The sequence below is a fragment of the Erwinia wuhanensis genome (assembly GCF_030484085.1).
Lineage (GTDB): Bacteria > Pseudomonadota > Gammaproteobacteria > Enterobacterales > Enterobacteriaceae > Erwinia > Erwinia aeris.
On sequence record NZ_JAUJUH010000006.1, the window covers coordinates 34,301 to 50,037 of the forward strand.

15 protein-coding genes are annotated in these 15,737 nt (G+C 54.7%); 12 read left to right on the top strand and 3 right to left on the bottom strand.

Translation table 11 applies throughout. The features are described from left to right. Positions 1 to 21 precede the first annotated feature (21 nt). Positions 22 to 441 carry a F0F1 ATP synthase subunit epsilon gene (locus QZH36_RS14945; protein WP_125289177.1) on the top strand — a complete coding sequence of 140 codons (420 nt, stop codon included), beginning with the start codon at positions 22 to 24 and terminating at the stop codon, positions 439 to 441. 142 nt (positions 442 to 583) lie between these two features. On the opposite strand, the gene QZH36_RS14950 is transcribed toward QZH36_RS14945, so the two are convergent. Next, positions 584 to 1,030, bottom strand: a complete 447-nt coding sequence (locus QZH36_RS14950; protein WP_253456843.1) for a winged helix-turn-helix domain-containing protein — start codon at positions 1,028 to 1,030, stop codon at positions 584 to 586. Between the two features lie 580 nt (positions 1,031 to 1,610). Here QZH36_RS14950 and QZH36_RS14955 point away from each other — a divergent pair. From QZH36_RS14955 to glmS, 5 genes are all read left to right on the top strand, one after another. Further along, on the top strand, positions 1,611 to 3,740 hold the full coding sequence (locus QZH36_RS14955) for a glycoside hydrolase family 18 protein (protein WP_301730562.1): 2,130 nt from the start codon (positions 1,611 to 1,613) through the stop codon (positions 3,738 to 3,740). Between the two features lie 58 nt (positions 3,741 to 3,798). After that, positions 3,799 to 4,266: a lysozyme gene (locus QZH36_RS14960; protein WP_253456837.1), complete on the top strand. Its 468-nt coding sequence runs from the start codon at positions 3,799 to 3,801 to the stop codon at positions 4,264 to 4,266. Positions 4,267 to 4,331: 65 nt separating this feature from the next. Further along, complete coding sequence (locus tag QZH36_RS14965; protein WP_253456834.1) at positions 4,332 to 4,643, top strand: phage holin family protein; 312 nt, start codon at positions 4,332 to 4,334, stop codon at positions 4,641 to 4,643. Positions 4,644 to 4,846: 203 nt separating this feature from the next. After that, a complete protein-coding gene (gene glmU, locus QZH36_RS14970; RefSeq protein WP_253456832.1) occupies positions 4,847 to 6,217 on the top strand; it encodes a bifunctional UDP-N-acetylglucosamine diphosphorylase/glucosamine-1-phosphate N-acetyltransferase GlmU in 1,371 nt (456 codons plus the stop codon). Positions 6,218 to 6,378: 161 nt separating this feature from the next. Next, positions 6,379 to 8,211: a glutamine--fructose-6-phosphate transaminase (isomerizing) gene (gene glmS, locus QZH36_RS14975; protein ID WP_253456829.1), complete on the top strand. Its 1,833-nt coding sequence runs from the start codon at positions 6,379 to 6,381 to the stop codon at positions 8,209 to 8,211. 45 nt (positions 8,212 to 8,256) lie between these two features. Here glmS and QZH36_RS14980 read toward each other — a convergent pair whose 3' ends face one another. Continuing rightward, positions 8,257 to 8,664 (bottom strand): PilN family protein, encoded by a 408-nt coding sequence (locus QZH36_RS14980; RefSeq protein WP_301730563.1) that lies wholly within the window; start codon positions 8,662 to 8,664, stop codon positions 8,257 to 8,259. Positions 8,665 to 9,102: 438 nt separating this feature from the next. Between QZH36_RS14980 and pstS the strand changes: the two genes are divergently transcribed. The 6 genes from pstS to QZH36_RS15010 all read left to right on the top strand — a co-directional run bounded on the left by pstS (position 9,103) and on the right by QZH36_RS15010 (position 14,939). Next, positions 9,103 to 10,143 carry a phosphate ABC transporter substrate-binding protein PstS gene (gene pstS / locus QZH36_RS14985; RefSeq protein ID WP_253456818.1) on the top strand — a complete coding sequence of 347 codons (1,041 nt, stop codon included), beginning with the start codon at positions 9,103 to 9,105 and terminating at the stop codon, positions 10,141 to 10,143. A gap of 69 nt (positions 10,144 to 10,212) precedes the next feature. Continuing rightward, positions 10,213 to 11,175 (top strand): phosphate ABC transporter permease PstC, encoded by a 963-nt coding sequence (pstC, locus tag QZH36_RS14990; protein WP_253456815.1) that lies wholly within the window; start codon positions 10,213 to 10,215, stop codon positions 11,173 to 11,175. Continuing rightward, positions 11,172 to 12,059 (top strand): phosphate ABC transporter permease PstA, encoded by an 888-nt coding sequence (gene pstA, locus QZH36_RS14995; protein ID WP_253456812.1) that lies wholly within the window; start codon positions 11,172 to 11,174, stop codon positions 12,057 to 12,059. Before pstC ends, pstA begins: the two co-directional genes overlap by 4 nt. A 42-nt stretch (positions 12,060 to 12,101) precedes the next feature. Next, positions 12,102 to 12,872 (top strand): phosphate ABC transporter ATP-binding protein PstB, encoded by a 771-nt coding sequence (gene pstB / locus QZH36_RS15000; RefSeq protein ID WP_125289188.1) that lies wholly within the window; start codon positions 12,102 to 12,104, stop codon positions 12,870 to 12,872. A 17-nt stretch (positions 12,873 to 12,889) separates the two neighbouring features. Continuing rightward, entirely contained in the window at positions 12,890 to 13,621 is a 732-nt protein-coding gene (gene phoU / locus QZH36_RS15005) for a phosphate signaling complex protein PhoU (protein ID WP_253456809.1), read from the top strand. A gap of 91 nt (positions 13,622 to 13,712) precedes the next feature. Beyond that, positions 13,713 to 14,939, top strand: a complete 1,227-nt coding sequence (locus QZH36_RS15010; protein ID WP_301251615.1) for an MFS transporter — start codon at positions 13,713 to 13,715, stop codon at positions 14,937 to 14,939. 34 nt (positions 14,940 to 14,973) lie between these two features. Here the strand turns inward: QZH36_RS15010 and yieH are convergent, their stop codons facing one another. Further along, positions 14,974 to 15,636, bottom strand: a complete 663-nt coding sequence (yieH, locus tag QZH36_RS15015) for a 6-phosphogluconate phosphatase (protein WP_253456803.1) — start codon at positions 15,634 to 15,636, stop codon at positions 14,974 to 14,976. Positions 15,637 to 15,737 lie beyond the last annotated feature (101 nt).

The window sequence follows — 15,737 nt, forward strand, 5'->3', positions numbered from 1 at the left end:
CGGTTTCCCGGGAGGTTAATTATGGCTATGACTTTTCACCTGGACGTGGTCAGTGCAGAACAGCAGATGTTCTCCGGCACTGTGCAGCGTATTCAGGTGTCAGGTAGCGAAGGCGAGCTGGGGATCCATCCTGGCCACGCCCCGCTGCTGACCGCCATTAAACCTGGTATGGTTCGCATCGTTAAAGAACAGGGCGACGAAGAGTATATCTATCTCTCCGGCGGCATGTTGGAAGTACAGCCAGGCGCGGCTACCGTGCTGGCTGATACGGCGATCCGCGGCACCGACCTCGACGAGGCCCGCGCGATGGAAGCGAAACGCAAAGCCGAGGAGCACATGAGTGGCTCTCACGGCGATGTGGACTTTGCTGCCGCGTCGGCTGAACTGGCTAAAGCGATCGCCAAACTGCGCGTGATCGAGTTGACCAAAAAAGCGATGTAATTCAGGTTTAAGCAGAAAGGCCAGACAGGAAACTGCCTGGCCTTTTTTTATTGTCGAAGGGGCGGCACAGGGCGCGCTGCAGGAAATCCCGATCGGATAAAACACTATATTTAATGTTGTAATTAAACTGAGCGTTAAACGTTCAGCTACGCCAGAAGAAAAAGCAAAGCGTGCACAACGCCATAACGGTGGCGATGATAGTAAGCGCTGAACAGATAAGGCATTCCGTCTTGCTGCTGCCAGCGTCCGCCATCACAGGTTCCTGCACTGCTTTCTTTTTCTCCGGAATATAGATATAGCCTTTGCCCGGTATCGTTTTAATACAGTTTCTGAGGTTCACCGCAGCTAAATCGCGGCGTATTTTATAAACCAGCTGAGTCAGGTTGGCGTCATCGATAGTCGCAGCCCGGCTTTCCCAGATTGCCGTAATCAAATGGCTTTTTGTCAGCTCTTTTTCCGGGTTGCGAAGGAAATAGCTCAGCAATCGTTTCTCTTTTTCGCTGATGGTTAATGTAATGTTGCCATTGATCAGATGATTTCTCTCCTCTGAGAGATAAATATTGTTACCAAGATAAATTTCTTCGTTCATGACTGTGACCTGTTAAGTGGGGAAACCAGTAATAGATTAAAAAAAACAGCGATGGTAAAAGGCTTTGTATAGCCTCTGCAAATCCTTATTAATGTTTGCTTCAATATTCTTTTTATTTTTTAGCAGATATCGCTCTGCTTAACTGCTTCGCTCTGTTGGTGGCAGGAATATACCAGCAGAAAAGATAAAGACGGGTTGTAATTATTAGCAGAGGCATTGCAGAAAGTGCATGCCAGAAGGCGGCAATCCGCGCCGGTAAAGGGCCTGTAGCGGTTTTGCTGCGCGCAATGTTAAGCGAGGTTCTAATTATTGTTTATCCGTCATTGATAAAAGAGAACAGAGTCTTGTTATTCGAAGGTCGTTTATCCGGTCCGGGGTTATTTATCCTGCCTGTCCCCAGACTCACGCACGCAGTCTGGCCGATAGCTGGCTTATTAATGTTATTTCGGGGCGGGCAGGAGTGAGCTGATAATTATTCTTTATTTGTAACTGGTATGCTTTTCCGTATCGGGTAAAAGTTTGTCGGCCAGCTTAATCGATGGCGCTGAGTACACTAACTTTTATCATATAAGGATTTGCAATGAGCAAGTTGATTCAACAAGACATTCTTACAGAACAGTCTTATGCCGCAGATGGATTTAACCCGGTAACGAACACTTCAGAATTTAGTTACACTTCAGGTCGCGTAGCAAAACGTGTATACAACAAATATAACACCGCCAATAAACCTAAAATCTTTGGCTATTACACTGACTGGGCGCATTACGATCAGCGTCAGGTTGATAATAATGGCAACATTCTTAAAGCCAATCGCGGCCGTGGGATTGATATCACTAAGTTAGACCCAACCGCCTACGATAAAATCATTTTTGGTTTTACCGGTATCGTCGGTGATAAAGGCGCTAATAAAGAAAAAATCGATCAGGCTGCGGCCTGGACCGGCAAGAAAACCAACGAAATGACCATCCTGGATCCGTGGGCCGATTGTCAGTCTTATATCAACTGCGGCTTCAGCGGCTGGAAAGCATTTGGTTTTGGCCCGGGCACTACCTATCCGTCTGATGGCGAAGGCGATTGCTTCTATCAGGATCACCCTAACCTGCAGGGCGTGCTGGGCGCGATGCGTAAGTTGCAGATAGATGCGAAAGCTCAGGGTCACGACCTGGCGCTCTCTTTCAGCCTCGGCGGCTGGACAATGAGCGAAGCCTTCCACGAGCTGGCAAAAAGCCAGAGCGCGATTGATACGCTGGTAGCCAGCATTATCTGGTTCTTCGACCGCTTCCCGATGTTTTCTGAAATCGATATCGACTGGGAATATCCAAATGCTGCAGGCGCGGGTAACCCACACGGCCCGGAAGATGGTGAGAACTACGTGGCGCTGATCTCCAGCCTGCGTAAGGCGCTTGATGCTAACAGCATGAAACACGTGAAAATCAGTATCGCGTCTTCCGCTAACGTGGATGTGTTGCAGCATTCTAATATCAAAGGCCTGCTGGAAGTGGGTTTGTACGGCATCAACCTGATGACCTATGACTTCTTCGGTACGCCGTGGGCGGACGGCCTGGCCCATCACGCCAACCTGTATAAAACCAAAAACAGCACCTACAGTCTGGAAGAAGCGGTTGAGTATCTGCTGAACCTGGGTGTGGATCCTGAAGCCATCAACATCGGTTATGCAGGCTATTCACGTAGCGCCAAGGGCGGCAACATTGAATCCTTCTCTCCGCTGAAGGGTTCTTACGATGGTAGCGGTACTACCGTGGGGACTTTTGAGTCCGGCTGTGTTGAATACTATGACATTATCAACAACTACCTGGATCTGGAAAACCAGTCTGGCCGTAACGGTTACAACGTGTATACCGATGACGAAGCCTGCGCAGATTATCTGTACAGCCCGACGTCTAAAGTTTTCCACTCTATCGATACGCCACGTACCGTACGTGAAAAAGCGCGTTATGTGATCGAAAAAGGCCTGGGCGGTCTGTTCACCTGGACTATCGATAACGATAACGGCCTGCTGGTTAACGCCGGTCGTGAAGGTATGGGCTGCCCGATTGTGCAGCAGAACATCGATATGTCACCTTTCTACTTTAAAGGGATCAATATCAACGGTGAAAACCCGATTAACCCGGTAGACCCTGTAGACCCTGTAGACCCAATTGACCCGGTAGACCCGGTAGACCCAATCGATCCAGTTGACCCAATTGACCCGGTTGACCCAATCGATCCCGTTGACCCGGAAGATAACACCGCGCCAACTGCTGTTATCACTATGAAAGCGCTGGGCGGCAGCACGCTGGTCTTCTCTGCGGATAAATCCGTTAAAGCCGCCAGCTACAAATGGTCAGGCAGCGGTAACGTGCAGATCGTTTCTCCGCAGGCCAGCGAAACGAAAGTTGCGCTGCCGGCTGTTACCTCTGAAAAGGTGGTAGAGCTGCTGCTGACCGTCACCGCGGCCAATAGCAAAACCGATATGGCCTCTTACAAAGTGGTTATCGTGCCTGCATCCGAAGTTACTCCGGATGAGCCAGTGGTGCCGGATGTGCCTGCTGAATATCCCCTGTGGAGTGCAACCGCAGTCTACGTGGAAGGCAGTAAAGTGACGCATAAAGGCGTTAACTTTATCGGTAAATTCTGGTCACAGGGCTCTGAACCTGGTCTGGAAGAAACTACCGGCCAGTTCGGTAAACCATGGGATTACCTTCGTTAATTTGAAATAGATAATGCTCCTTCGGGAGCATTATTTCCCGTCTGCCAGAGTGAAAAAAATGAATATTTCAGAGAGGGGCATTGATTTTATCAAGGCTCAGGAAAAACTTCGTTTAACCGCAGAGAAGAATGACGCGGGCATCTGGACGCTGGGCTATGGCCATGCGGAAAGCGTCCGTGAAGGCGACAGCGTTACGCCTGAACAGGCGGAGGTGCTGCTTGTCAGCGACCTGAACAAATGCGCCGAACTCTTGCGGCAGAAAGTTGAAGTGCCCGTCACGCAGGATCAGTTTGACGCGCTCTGCTCCATTCTGCACAGCGTCGGCGCCGGGCAGCAGGGCGTAAAAGCTGGCCTGATCGAGCTAAAAAGCGGTCAGCCTTCCACGCTGCTGATGTTTTTAAACCAGGGCTGCTATGCCGCCGCCGCCGAACAGTTCGGCTCGTGGATTTACGCCGGAAATGGCGTGGTTAAAACGTTAATTACTCGCAGGGAACGCGAAAAAAATCTTTTTCTTCGCCATAAATAGCCATGGTCTTTGCCGATCGCTATTTATCTTTCTGAGGTATTACCGTGTTATATAATGATGAAACTATGTTGCTGATGAAGTTTTTAAGTGAACATCATCTTTTGGATGCCATGATAGTTGCCAGCGCCGGAGGAGTGGTTAATTACTTTATCCACGGCGAGCTGATAAAAGAAAATAAAGGGAAACTGAGCTTTTTCCTGAAACACATATTTATTTCAATGTTTACTGGCTTTGTGGTTGGCTTACTCTGTATTGATTTCAACATGACTACGTCCCAAACGCTTCTTTTCTCTGCTATCGCCGGCACCAGCGGCAGCGAAGTCGTGGTTGTGCTGCAGCAAAAAATCTCTGAATGGTTAAAGAGCAAAACCGTTTGATCGACAGCGGTGGAAAGTCATAGACGACTCTATTTTGGTGGTATCATGCTCCGGCTGAGGGACGCATACCGGCTTTTCCCGGCGTGGTGCCCTTGTTCGGCCCGGCGGAAAGTATTTTTGAAGGGTAAAAGAAGTAGTGTTTTTCCCGCAATCCAGCTTTACTTTTCGCCAGGAAAGCGATTTCAACATCAAGCAGGATGTCTATGTCAAACAGCGCGCTGAGCGTGGTGATCCTTGCCGCAGGCAAGGGAACCCGTATGTACTCCGATCTTCCCAAAGTTCTTCATCTTTTGGCCGGTAAGCCAATGGTACAACACGTCATTGACGCCGCGCAGGGCGTGGGCGCTGATAAAGTCCATCTGGTTTACGGACACGGCGGCGAACGCTTACAGTCGACCTTGCAGGATCCCTCGCTGAACTGGGTATTGCAGGCCGAGCAGCTGGGCACCGGTCACGCTATGCAGCAGGCCGCGCCCTGGTTTGCCGATGACGAAGATATCCTGATGCTGTACGGCGACGTGCCGTTGATTTCTACCGAAACGCTACAGCGACTGCGCCAGGCAAAACCGCAGGGCGGCATCGCGCTGCTAACGGTCATCCTTGATAATCCCACCGGCTATGGTCGCATCCTCCGTGAGCAGGGCCAGGTCGTGGGCATTGTAGAGCAGAAAGACGCCACGCCGGAACAGCTGGCGATCCGCGAAATCAATACCGGTATTCTGCTGGCCAACGGCGGCGACCTGAAGCGCTGGCTGAGCAAGCTCACCAATGACAACGCTCAGGGCGAATATTACATCACGGATATTATCGCGCTGGCTCATCAGGAAGGCCGGGTGACGGAAACGACGCAGCCTTTGCACAGTTCGGAAACCGACGGCGTTAACAACCGGCTACAGCTGGCAACGCTGGAACGCGTCTGGCAGGCACAGCAGGCGGAAAAACTGCTGCTGGCGGGCGTGATGCTGAAAGATCCGGCGCGTTTCGACCTGCGGGGCGAGCTTAAACATGGCCGCGACGTAGAAATAGACACCAACGTGATTATCGAAGGTAAGGTGCAGCTCGGTAACCGCGTGAAAATCGGCAGCGGCTGCGTGCTGAAAAACTGCGTGATTGGCGACGACTGCGAAATCAGTCCTTACAGCGTGCTGGAAAACGCCGAGCTGGCGGCAGACTGCACCGTCGGCCCGTTCGCCCGGCTTCGTCCCGGCAGCTCGCTTGCCGCTGGCGCGCACGTCGGCAACTTTGTCGAAATGAAAAAGGCGACGCTGGGCAAAGGCTCTAAAGCCGGTCACCTGAGCTACCTGGGCGATGCTTCGATCGGCGCTAACGTCAATATCGGCGCGGGCACCATTACCTGTAATTACGATGGCGTGAACAAATCGCTGACGATCATCGGCGACGATGTCTTTGTCGGCTCCGATACCCAGCTGGTGGCGCCGGTATCGGTAGCGGCGGGCACGACCATCGCCGCAGGCACCACGGTGATGAAAGATATCTCCGCGCCAGGTTTGGCCTACAATCGTAAAGAACAGAATCTGAAAACCGACTGGCAGCGTCCGGCGAAGAAAAAATAATTTTACGGGCGGCGAAGATCGCCCGATTGCAGTAAGGGGTGCATGGCACCCATATAACTCTAATCCCCACTCTCTACAAGGCTCGGGGAACCGGAACATACCGGAACAAACAGGCAGAAGACAAAGTTAATGGCAAACGCCATGACGTCAGGAAAACTACTATGTGTGGAATTGTTGGTGCAGTAGCGCAACGTGATATCGCAGAAATCCTGTTAGAAGGGTTACGCCGCCTGGAATATCGGGGCTATGACTCCGCGGGTCTGGCCGTCGTTACCGCCGAAGGGCAGATCACGCGCCTTCGTCGTTTAGGCAAGGTGCAAAAACTGGCGGAAGCGGCGGAAACCACGCCGCTGGCTGGCGGCACCGGTATCGCGCACACGCGCTGGGCAACCCACGGCGAGCCGTCGGAGGCCAATGCGCATCCTCATATCTCAGAACATATCGTTATCGTGCATAACGGCATTATCGAAAACCACGAGCCGCTGCGTGAGCGGTTAAAAGAGCTGGGCTATCGCTTTGCGTCCGAAACGGATACGGAAGTGGTCGCGCACCTGGTGCACTGGGAGCAGAAGCAGAGCGGCGGCACGCTGCGTGAAGTGGTACAGCGCGTGATCCCGCAGCTGCGCGGCGCTTACGGCATGGTCATTATGGACAGCCGCGATCCGTCCGTGCTGGTGGCCGCCCGTTCCGGCAGCCCGCTGGTGATTGGCCGTGGCGTGGGTGAAAACTTTATCGCTTCCGATCAGCTGGCGCTGCTGCCGGTGACGCGTCGCTTTATGTACCTGGAAGAAGGCGATATCGCAGAGGTTAGCCGTCGCGACGTGGTTATCTTCGATCGCCTGGGCGAGCGCGTGGAGCGTGCCGAAATCGAATCCAACGTGCAGTACGACGCGGGCGACAAAGGCCTGTATCGTCACTATATGCAGAAAGAGATTTACGAACAGCCGATGGCGATCAAAAATACCCTGACCGGGCGTTTCAGCCATGGCGAAGTGGATCTCTCCGAGCTGGGGCCAAACGCCAACGCGCTGCTGGCGCAGGTTGAGCATATTCAGATCGTGGCCTGCGGCACCTCGTACAACTCCGGCATGGTGTCCCGCTACTGGTTTGAAGCACTGGCTAACGTGCCGTGCGACGTGGAAATCGCCTCTGAATTCCGCTATCGCAAATCGGCGGTGCGCAAAAACAGCCTGATGATCACGCTGTCGCAGTCCGGTGAAACGGCGGACACGCTGGCGGCGCTGCGCCTGTCGAAAGAGCTGGGCTATCTCGGCTCGCTGGCGATCTGCAACGTGGCCGGCTCTTCGCTGGTGCGTGAATCCGATCTGGCGCTGATGACCAAAGCCGGGACGGAAATCGGCGTGGCCTCGACCAAAGCCTTCACCACGCAGCTGACCGTGCTGCTGATGCTGGTGGCGAAAATCGGCCGGCTGAAGGGCATGGACGCGCAGATCGAGCACGATATCGTGCACGGTTTGCAGGCGCTGCCGAGCCGTATCGAACAGATGCTGTCGCAGGACAAGCAGATTGAAGCGCTGGCGGAAGAGTTCTCCGATAAGCATCACGCGCTGTTCCTGGGCCGTGGCGACCAGTATCCAATAGCGATGGAAGGCGCGCTGAAGCTGAAGGAGATCTCCTATATCCACGCCGAAGCCTATGCGGCGGGCGAGCTGAAGCACGGGCCGCTGGCGCTGATCGATGCCGATATGCCGGTGATTGTGGTGGCGCCAAACAACGAGCTGCTGGAAAAACTGAAGTCGAACATCGAAGAGGTGCGCGCGCGCGGCGGCCTGCTGTACGTGTTCGCCGATCGGGATGCGGGTTTTGCCGACAGCGAAGGGATGCGTATTATCCCGCTGCCGCACGTGGAAGAGATTATCGCGCCAATCTTCTACACCGTGCCGCTACAGCTGCTCTCTTACCACGTCGCGCTGATTAAAGGCACCGACGTTGACCAGCCGCGCAATCTGGCGAAATCGGTCACGGTAGAGTAACCGACTAACGCGTCGATCCTGCAGAGGATCGGCGCGTTTTTAAAGCTATTTCACTTTGTTGTTAACCTCATCCAGCGTCCTTTTCAGATCGCTGATTTGATCCTTAAGGCTCTGCACGGTGGCTTGCGTTTCCCTGTTTGCCCGGTCTTTTTCCTCTACGCTTTTTTTCAGCTCCTGGAGCTGTTTATCCAGTTTCTTCGTTTCTTCCTGCTGCTCAAGCTTTTCAAGCCTCTCCTGCTGCTGCGTTACCTTCTCCTGCAACGTCTTGTTAGCGTCAATAAGAGCTTTTATGTCTCCAATCTGAAAAGAGCGGGAAAAACCTTTACTGTAATCGGAATAGGCAACCAGGTTATCTCTGTCTGACAGGTAACCATCGCCTGATAATAATGGTGGTTGCTCATTTGCCTGCGCCAGCCCAGCTGTGGCGGCCAGCAGCAGGCTGCCAATAATCACTTTTGCTGTGTATTTCATAAAAATTTCCCTTAATAACGTATTTCATTCCATAAACGAGAGCGAAAATTAATCGTCCTCCATCGCGTTTTCGGCTTTGATATTAGCCCACTCAGGGCCACTAAATATTGGATAAAAAATGAATTTTATGCAGAGAAAAGTCAGCGCAACGACTGAACGGCGCTTCCGGAAGATACACGACGTCGATTCGGAAGCCGGGTCACGCAACTGCCGCGCGCGTTGCTGGCGTAGCGAAGTAACAACAGGGCGATTGCAAAGGCGATCCACTCTTTTCTGGGATGTCTGTATAAAAGATGTTCGTCACAAAACTGTCATATTGTGTACATTTTACTGTCATCAAACTGTCCTATTTTGCCTCCAGCAGCAATCATTAATCATACTAAAACAGTATAAAGACTGACTTTATCCCCTGGAGGGAATATGACACTGATGCAAAAAAACCTGGCTCGTTTGGTGGCTGTTACGCTGTCGCTGAGCGCGGTTTCCGCTTTTGCCGCCGACAACCTGACGGGCGCGGGCGGGACTTTCCCGGCGCCGGTCTATAACAAATGGGCGGCCGAGTACAACAAAGCAACAGGCGCGCAGATTAACTACCAGGGGATCGGTTCTTCCGGCGGCGTAAAACAGATTATTGCTAAGACCGTCGACTTCGGCGCGTCCGACGCGCCGATGAAAGAAGAAGATTTGCAGAAAAACGGCCTGTTCCAGTTTCCAACCGTGATTGGCGGCGTGGTGCTGGCGGTGAACATTCCCGGCGTAAAATCCGGCGAACTGACGCTGGATGGCAAAACCGTTGGCGATATCTATCTCGGTAACGTAAAGAAATGGAACGACCCGGCCATCACTAAGCTGAACCCTGGCGTCAAGCTGCCGGATGCCAATATCAACGTGGTGCGCCGCGCTGACGGTTCCGGTACCTCCTTTGTATTCACCAGCTATCTGGCGAAGGTGAACAGCGACTGGAACAGCAAAGTTGGCAAAGGCAACACCGTTAACTGGCCAACCGGCCTGGGCGGCAAAGGCAACGACGGCGTAGCCGCTTTCGTGCAGCGTCTGCCTGGCTCGATTGGCTATGTGGAATACGCCTACGCCAAACAAAACAACCTGGCCTATACCAAACTGCTGGATGCCGACGGCAAAGCCGTTGCGCCAGGCGAACAGAGCTTCAGCGACGCGGCGAAAGGCGCGGACTGGAGCAAATCCTTCGCGCAGGATCTGACCTACCAGAAAGGCGATAACGCCTGGCCAATCACCTCCACCACTTTTATTTTGATGCAGAAAGATCAGGCCAACGCGGAGAAGGGCGCAGCCGTGCTGAAGTTCTTTGACTGGGCCTATAAAAATGGCGCCCAGGTCACCACCAGCCTGGACTATGCCGCGCTGCCGGACTCCGTCGTAGAGCAGATCCGCGCCGCATGGAAAACCAATATTAAAGACAGCTCGGGCAAAGCGCTGTACTAAGCTGACTAAACGGCTATAAGTTTCGGGCGGCCGCTGTGCCGCCCAAAAACGTTCACTATCGGGAATTTTATGGCTACATCCAGGCCGACATTCAAGGCTCCCGGCAAGCAGGGTGACCTCATTTTTGGCGCGCTGGTCAAGCTGGCCGCGCTGATTGTCTTACTGCTGCTCGGCGGCATTATTGTCTCGCTCATCGTCTCTTCCTGGCCCAGCATTCAGAAATTTGGCCTCTCCTTTCTGTGGACCAAAACCTGGGATGCGCCTAATGAACAGTTCGGCGCGCTGGTGCCGATTTACGGCACGCTGGTGACCTCTGCTATCGCGCTGGTTATCGCCGTGCCGGTCAGCTTTGGCATCGCGCTGTTTCTCACCGAACTGGCACCAAACTGGCTGCGTCGTCCTTTAGGCGTGGCGATCGAGCTGCTGGCCGCCATCCCCAGCATTGTTTACGGCATGTGGGGGCTGTTTATCTTCGCTCCGCTGTTTGCCACTTATTTTCAGACGCCGCTGGGCGAGCTGATGGCCAACGTGCCTATTGTCGGCTCGCTGTTCTCCGGCCCGGCTTTTGGCATCGGCATTCTGGCTGCCGGGATTATCCTGGCGATCATGATCATTCCTTATATCGCCTCGGTGATGCGTGACGTTTTCGAGCAGACCCCGGTGATGATGAAAGAGTCCGCTTACGGCATCGGCTGCACCACCTGGGAAGTGATCTGGCGCATCGTGCTGCCGTTTACCAAAAACGGCGTGATCGGCGGCATTATGCTGGGGCTGGGGCGCGCGCTGGGCGAAACCATGGCGGTGACCTTTATTATCGGTAATACCTACCAGCTGGACAGCGCTTCGCTGTTTATGCCGGGCAACAGCATCACCTCCGCGCTGGCAAACGAATTCGCCGAAGCGGAATCGGGCGTGCATACCGCCGCGTTGATGGAGCTGGGGCTGATCCTGTTTGTGATCACCTTTATCGTGCTGGCCTGTTCAAAGCTGATGATTATCCGCCTGGCGAAAAGTGAAGGAGCGCGCTCATGAGCATGATAGCCATGCAGTCCCGCGCGGAGCTGGAAGCCTCCCGCCGTAAAATGCAGGCGTGGCGGCGGATGAAAAACCGCATCGCGTTGACCCTTTCCCTGCTGACGATGGCGTTTGGCCTGTTCTGGCTGATTTGGATCCTTTGGGCGACTATCGCGCGCGGCGTGGACGGCATGACGCTGGCGCTGTTTACGGAAAACACGCCGCCGCCCAATACGGCAGGCGGCGGTCTGGCTAACGCCATTATGGGCAGCGGCCTGCTGATTTTCTGGTCGACCATCGTGGGGACGCCGCTGGGCATCATGGCCGGTATCTATCTGGCGGAATATGGCCGTAAAGGCTGGCTGGCGGAAACGATCCGCTTTATCAACGATATCCTGCTTTCTGCTCCCTCCATCGTGGTCGGCCTGTTCGTCTACACGCTGGTGGTAGCGCAGATGCAGCACTTTTCGGGCCTGGCGGGCGCGGTGGCGCTGGCGCTGTTGCAGATCCCCGTGGTTATTCGCACCACGGAAAATATGCTGAAGCTGGTGCCGGACAGCCTGCGCGAAGCGGCATACGCGCTGGGTACGCCGAAATGGAAAATGATTTCGGCCATTACGCTGAAGGCTTCGATATCGGGCATTCTTACCGGCATCCTGCTGGCGATAGCGCGTATCGCCGGGGAAACGGCGCCGCTGCTGTTTACCTCGCTCTCCAACCAGTTCTGGAGCACCGATATGCTGCAGCCGCTGGCTAACCTGCCGGTGACGATTTTTAAATTCGCCATGAGCCCGTTTGCCGAATGGCAAAGCCTGGCCTGGGCAGGCGTGCTGCTGATTACCGTCTGCGTGCTGATTTTAAATATTCTGGCGCGCGTGATTTTTGCCAAAAGCAAACACTGATCTAACGCGCGGCTGCGGCGGCGCGTATAAGCGAGAAAAAGAATGGCTGACAACACTTCCGGCAATATGATCCAGGTTCGTGATTTGAACTTTTACTATGGAAAATTTCATGCGCTGAAGAATATCAATCTGGATATTGCTAAAAACCAGGTCACCGCTTTTATCGGCCCGTCGGGCTGCGGTAAATCGACGCTGCTGCGCACGTTTAACAAGATGTTTTCGCTCTATCCGGAACAGCGCGCGGAAGGCGAGATCCTGCTGGATGGCGAAAACATCCTGACCGCCAGCCAGGATATCGCCCTGCTGCGCGCGCGCGTCGGCATGGTGTTCCAGAAACCGACGCCGTTCCCGATGTCGATTTACGATAACATCGCTTTCGGCGTGCGCCTGTTCGAAAAACTTTCCCGTGCCGAAATGGATGAGCGCGTACAATGGGCGCTGACCAAAGCAGCGCTGTGGACGGAAACCAAAGACAAGCTGCAGCAGAGCGGCTACAGCCTTTCCGGCGGCCAGCAGCAGCGCCTCTGCATTGCTCGCGGCATTGCCATTCGCCCGGAGGTGCTGCTGCTGGACGAGCCGTGCTCCGCGCTGGATCCTATTTCCACTGGCCGTATCGAAGAGCTGATCACCGAGCTGAAGCAGGATTACACCGTGGTGATCGTCACGCATAACATGCAGCAGGCCGCGCGCTGTTCCGACCATACGGCCTTTATGTATCTGGGCGAGCTGATTGAGTTCAGCGATACGGATACGCTGTTTACCAAACCGCACCAAAAACAAACCGAAGACTATATCACTGGCCGCTATGGTTAAGTTGACTGGAGAAACGCATGGATAATCTCAATCTGAATAAACATATCTCCGGGCAGTTCAACGCCGAGCTGGAGCACATCCGCACCCAGGTGATGACGATGGGCGGCATGGTGGAAAAACAGCTGACGGACGCCATCGTCGCGATGCACAACCAGGATGCCGAGCTGGCGCAGCGGGTGATCGATGGCGATCAGAAGGTCAACATGATGGAGGTGTCGATTGACGAGGCGTGCGTGCGCATTATCGCCAAGCGCCAGCCGACCGCCAGCGACCTGCGTCTGGTGATGGCGATCATCAAAACCATTTCCGAGCTGGAGCGCATTGGCGACGTGGCGGAAAAAATCAGCCGCACGGCGCTGGAAAAATTTGGCCAGCAGCACCAGTCGCTGCTGGTAAATCTGGAATCGCTGGGCTATCACACCATCCAGATGCTGCACGACGTGCTGGATGCTTTTGCGCGCATGGATCTCAATGCGGCTATTGAAATCTATCGGGAAGATAAAAAGGTCGACCAGGAATATGAGGGCATCGTGCGTCAGCTGATGACCTATATGATGGAAGATCCGCGCACCATTCCCAGCGTGCTGACCGCGCTGTTCTGCGCGCGCGCTATCGAGCGTATTGGCGATCGCTGCCAGAATATCTGTGAAATCATCTTCTATTTCGTGAAAGGTCAGGATTTCCGTCACGTTGGCGGCGACAAGCTGGACGAGCTGCTCACCGGCGAAAGCGACGACAAGCCAGTTTGACCATCGCGCTTCCGGCCTGACGCTTTAAGTTGGTCTGGCGGCGCTCGTAATTTATACTTGCCGCACTTCACACCGGCAAGGAACTCCCGTGATGCAACAAAAAAAAGGCGTAACGCCAGGCAAAGCGATGCTGGCGGCGATCAGCGGCTACGCAATGGACGGCTTCGATCTGCTGATCCTCGGGTTTATGCTGCCCGCCATCAGCCTTTCTCTGGCGCTCGATCCCTCGCAGGCAGGCTCGCTGGTCACCTGGACGTTGATTGGCGCGGTGATCGGCGGCGTCGTGTTCGGCCATCTCAGCGACAAGCTGGGCCGGATCCGCGTGCTGACCTTTACCATCCTGATGTTTTCCGTGTTTACCGGGCTTTGCGCCTTTGCGCAGGGCTACTGGGATCTGCTGGCGTACCGCACGCTGGCGGGCGTGGGGCTGGGCGGCGAGTTTGGCATCGGCATGGCGCTGATTGCCGAAGCCTGGCCCGCCAACAAGCGTAACCGTGCTTCCGCCTGGGTCGGCATCGGCTGGCAGCTTGGCGTGCTGCTGGCCGCTTTTATTACCCCGCTGCTGTTAACCTACATCGGCTGGCGCGGCATGTTCCTGGTCGGGCTGCTGCCTGCCGCCGCATCGTTTTTTATCCGGCGCGGCCTGGGCGAGCCGGAAGGCTTTACGCGGCATGTGGATGTCCATCAGGGCTTATCGTTCGCCGCCAGGCTGAAGCTGCTGTGTAAAGATGCCGCCACGACTAAGGCCAGCCTGGGGATTTTTATCCTGTGCTCGGTACAGAACTTTGGCTACTACGGCTTGATGATTTGGATGCCGGCTTACCTTTCCAGCCGCTTTGGCTTCTCGCTGACCAAATCGGGGCTGTGGACGGCGGTCACGGTCGTGGGCATGACGTTGGGTATCTGGCTGTTCGGCATGCTGGCCGATCGCTTTGCCCGCTGGAAGATTTTCCTGCTTTATCAGGCTGGTGCGGTCGTGATGGTGGTGGCATACGCCCAGCTACGCGATCCGATGATGATGCTGTTTGCGGGCGCCGTGATGGGGATGTTCGTCAACGGCATGATCGGCGGCTACGGCGCGCTGATCTCAGACACCTATCCCGTGCAGGTCAGAGCTACGGCGCAAAACGTCTTATTTAACCTGGGCCGCGGCGTCGGCGGTTTTGGCCCGCTGGTTATCGGACTGCTGGCGATGCAGTTCTCCTTTACGGCAGCGATTACGCTGCTGGCGCTGATTTACCTGCTGGATATCTTCGCCACGCTGTTTTTACTGCCGAAAAAGCAGGGCAGCGAAGATACGCTGGGCGCGATCGGCTAAACGGTGTCCGCGCCGCCTGGCGCGGAGTGCCTGCTCAGCGCGTCAGTTGCCAGCCTTTTTGCCGCCACAGCTCCGGCAGCTGCGCCATATCGTCAAAAGGCGTCACCAGCGGATGATCCAGCGGCCTGTTGTGGGCGTCCGCGCAGTAATAGAACACCGGGATACCCGCCGCGATGCCTGCTTTGGCGCCCGCTTCGGAATCATCCACCAGGATGCACTGCGCCAGCGGGATCGCCATCTGTTCCGCCGCGTATGCCATCAGCGCGGGATCGGGCTTCCAGCGTGAAATCGTATAGCCGCTGTACAACCGGTCATCAAAATAGTCGAGCATCCCGGTTAATCCCAGCGAATGCTGCATTTTCGGCACGGTGCCGTTCGATACCACGCACATCGGCACGCTAATCTGCGCCAGCAGGGCTTTCGCGCCCGCAATCGGCTGTAGCTGTTGCTCAAAAAGGCGCGCCACTTCCTGACGGTAAGCCGGCTCCAGCTCCGTGACATCGGCGCTGAGATGATGTTCAGCAGTCACGTCGGCAATAATGTCATAGAGCTTTACGCCCTTATATTTTTCAAACATCTCCTGCAGCGACAGCTCGACGCCGTAGCGCGCAAACGTATTGACATAGGCCTGGGTACAAAGCAGCTCGCTGTCCACCAGCGTGCCGTCGCAATCAAAAAAGATACAGCTAACAGACATCGGTTCATCCTTAACGAAGGGGCGTGCTTTTACTTTACGCGTGGAAAGGTAAAACGCGACCGGAAAAGATGAATTTTACGTTAACGGCGCTGAAGTCAGGG

Bases quoted from the DNA above. Each gene is read 5' to 3' on its own strand.
- QZH36_RS14945 (WP_125289177.1), top strand. From the start codon at position 22: ATGGCTATGACTTTTCACCTGGACGTGGTCAGTGCAGAACAGCAGATG.
- QZH36_RS14950 (WP_253456843.1), bottom strand. From the start codon at position 1,030: ATGAACGAAGAAATTTATCTTGGTAACAATATTTATCTCTCAGAGGAG.
- QZH36_RS14955 (WP_301730562.1), top strand. From the start codon at position 1,611: ATGAGCAAGTTGATTCAACAAGACATTCTTACAGAACAGTCTTATGCC.
- QZH36_RS14960 (WP_253456837.1), top strand. From the start codon at position 3,799: ATGAATATTTCAGAGAGGGGCATTGATTTTATCAAGGCTCAGGAAAAA.
- QZH36_RS14965 (WP_253456834.1), top strand. From the start codon at position 4,332: ATGTTGCTGATGAAGTTTTTAAGTGAACATCATCTTTTGGATGCCATG.
- glmU (WP_253456832.1), top strand. From the start codon at position 4,847: ATGTCAAACAGCGCGCTGAGCGTGGTGATCCTTGCCGCAGGCAAGGGA.
- glmS (WP_253456829.1), top strand. From the start codon at position 6,379: ATGTGTGGAATTGTTGGTGCAGTAGCGCAACGTGATATCGCAGAAATC.
- pstS (WP_253456818.1), top strand. From the start codon at position 9,103: ATGACACTGATGCAAAAAAACCTGGCTCGTTTGGTGGCTGTTACGCTG.
- pstC (WP_253456815.1), top strand. From the start codon at position 10,213: ATGGCTACATCCAGGCCGACATTCAAGGCTCCCGGCAAGCAGGGTGAC.
- pstA (WP_253456812.1), top strand. From the start codon at position 11,172: ATGAGCATGATAGCCATGCAGTCCCGCGCGGAGCTGGAAGCCTCCCGC.
- pstB (WP_125289188.1), top strand. From the start codon at position 12,102: ATGGCTGACAACACTTCCGGCAATATGATCCAGGTTCGTGATTTGAAC.
- phoU (WP_253456809.1), top strand. From the start codon at position 12,890: ATGGATAATCTCAATCTGAATAAACATATCTCCGGGCAGTTCAACGCC.
- QZH36_RS15010 (WP_301251615.1), top strand. From the start codon at position 13,713: ATGCAACAAAAAAAAGGCGTAACGCCAGGCAAAGCGATGCTGGCGGCG.
- yieH (WP_253456803.1), bottom strand. From the start codon at position 15,636: ATGTCTGTTAGCTGTATCTTTTTTGATTGCGACGGCACGCTGGTGGAC.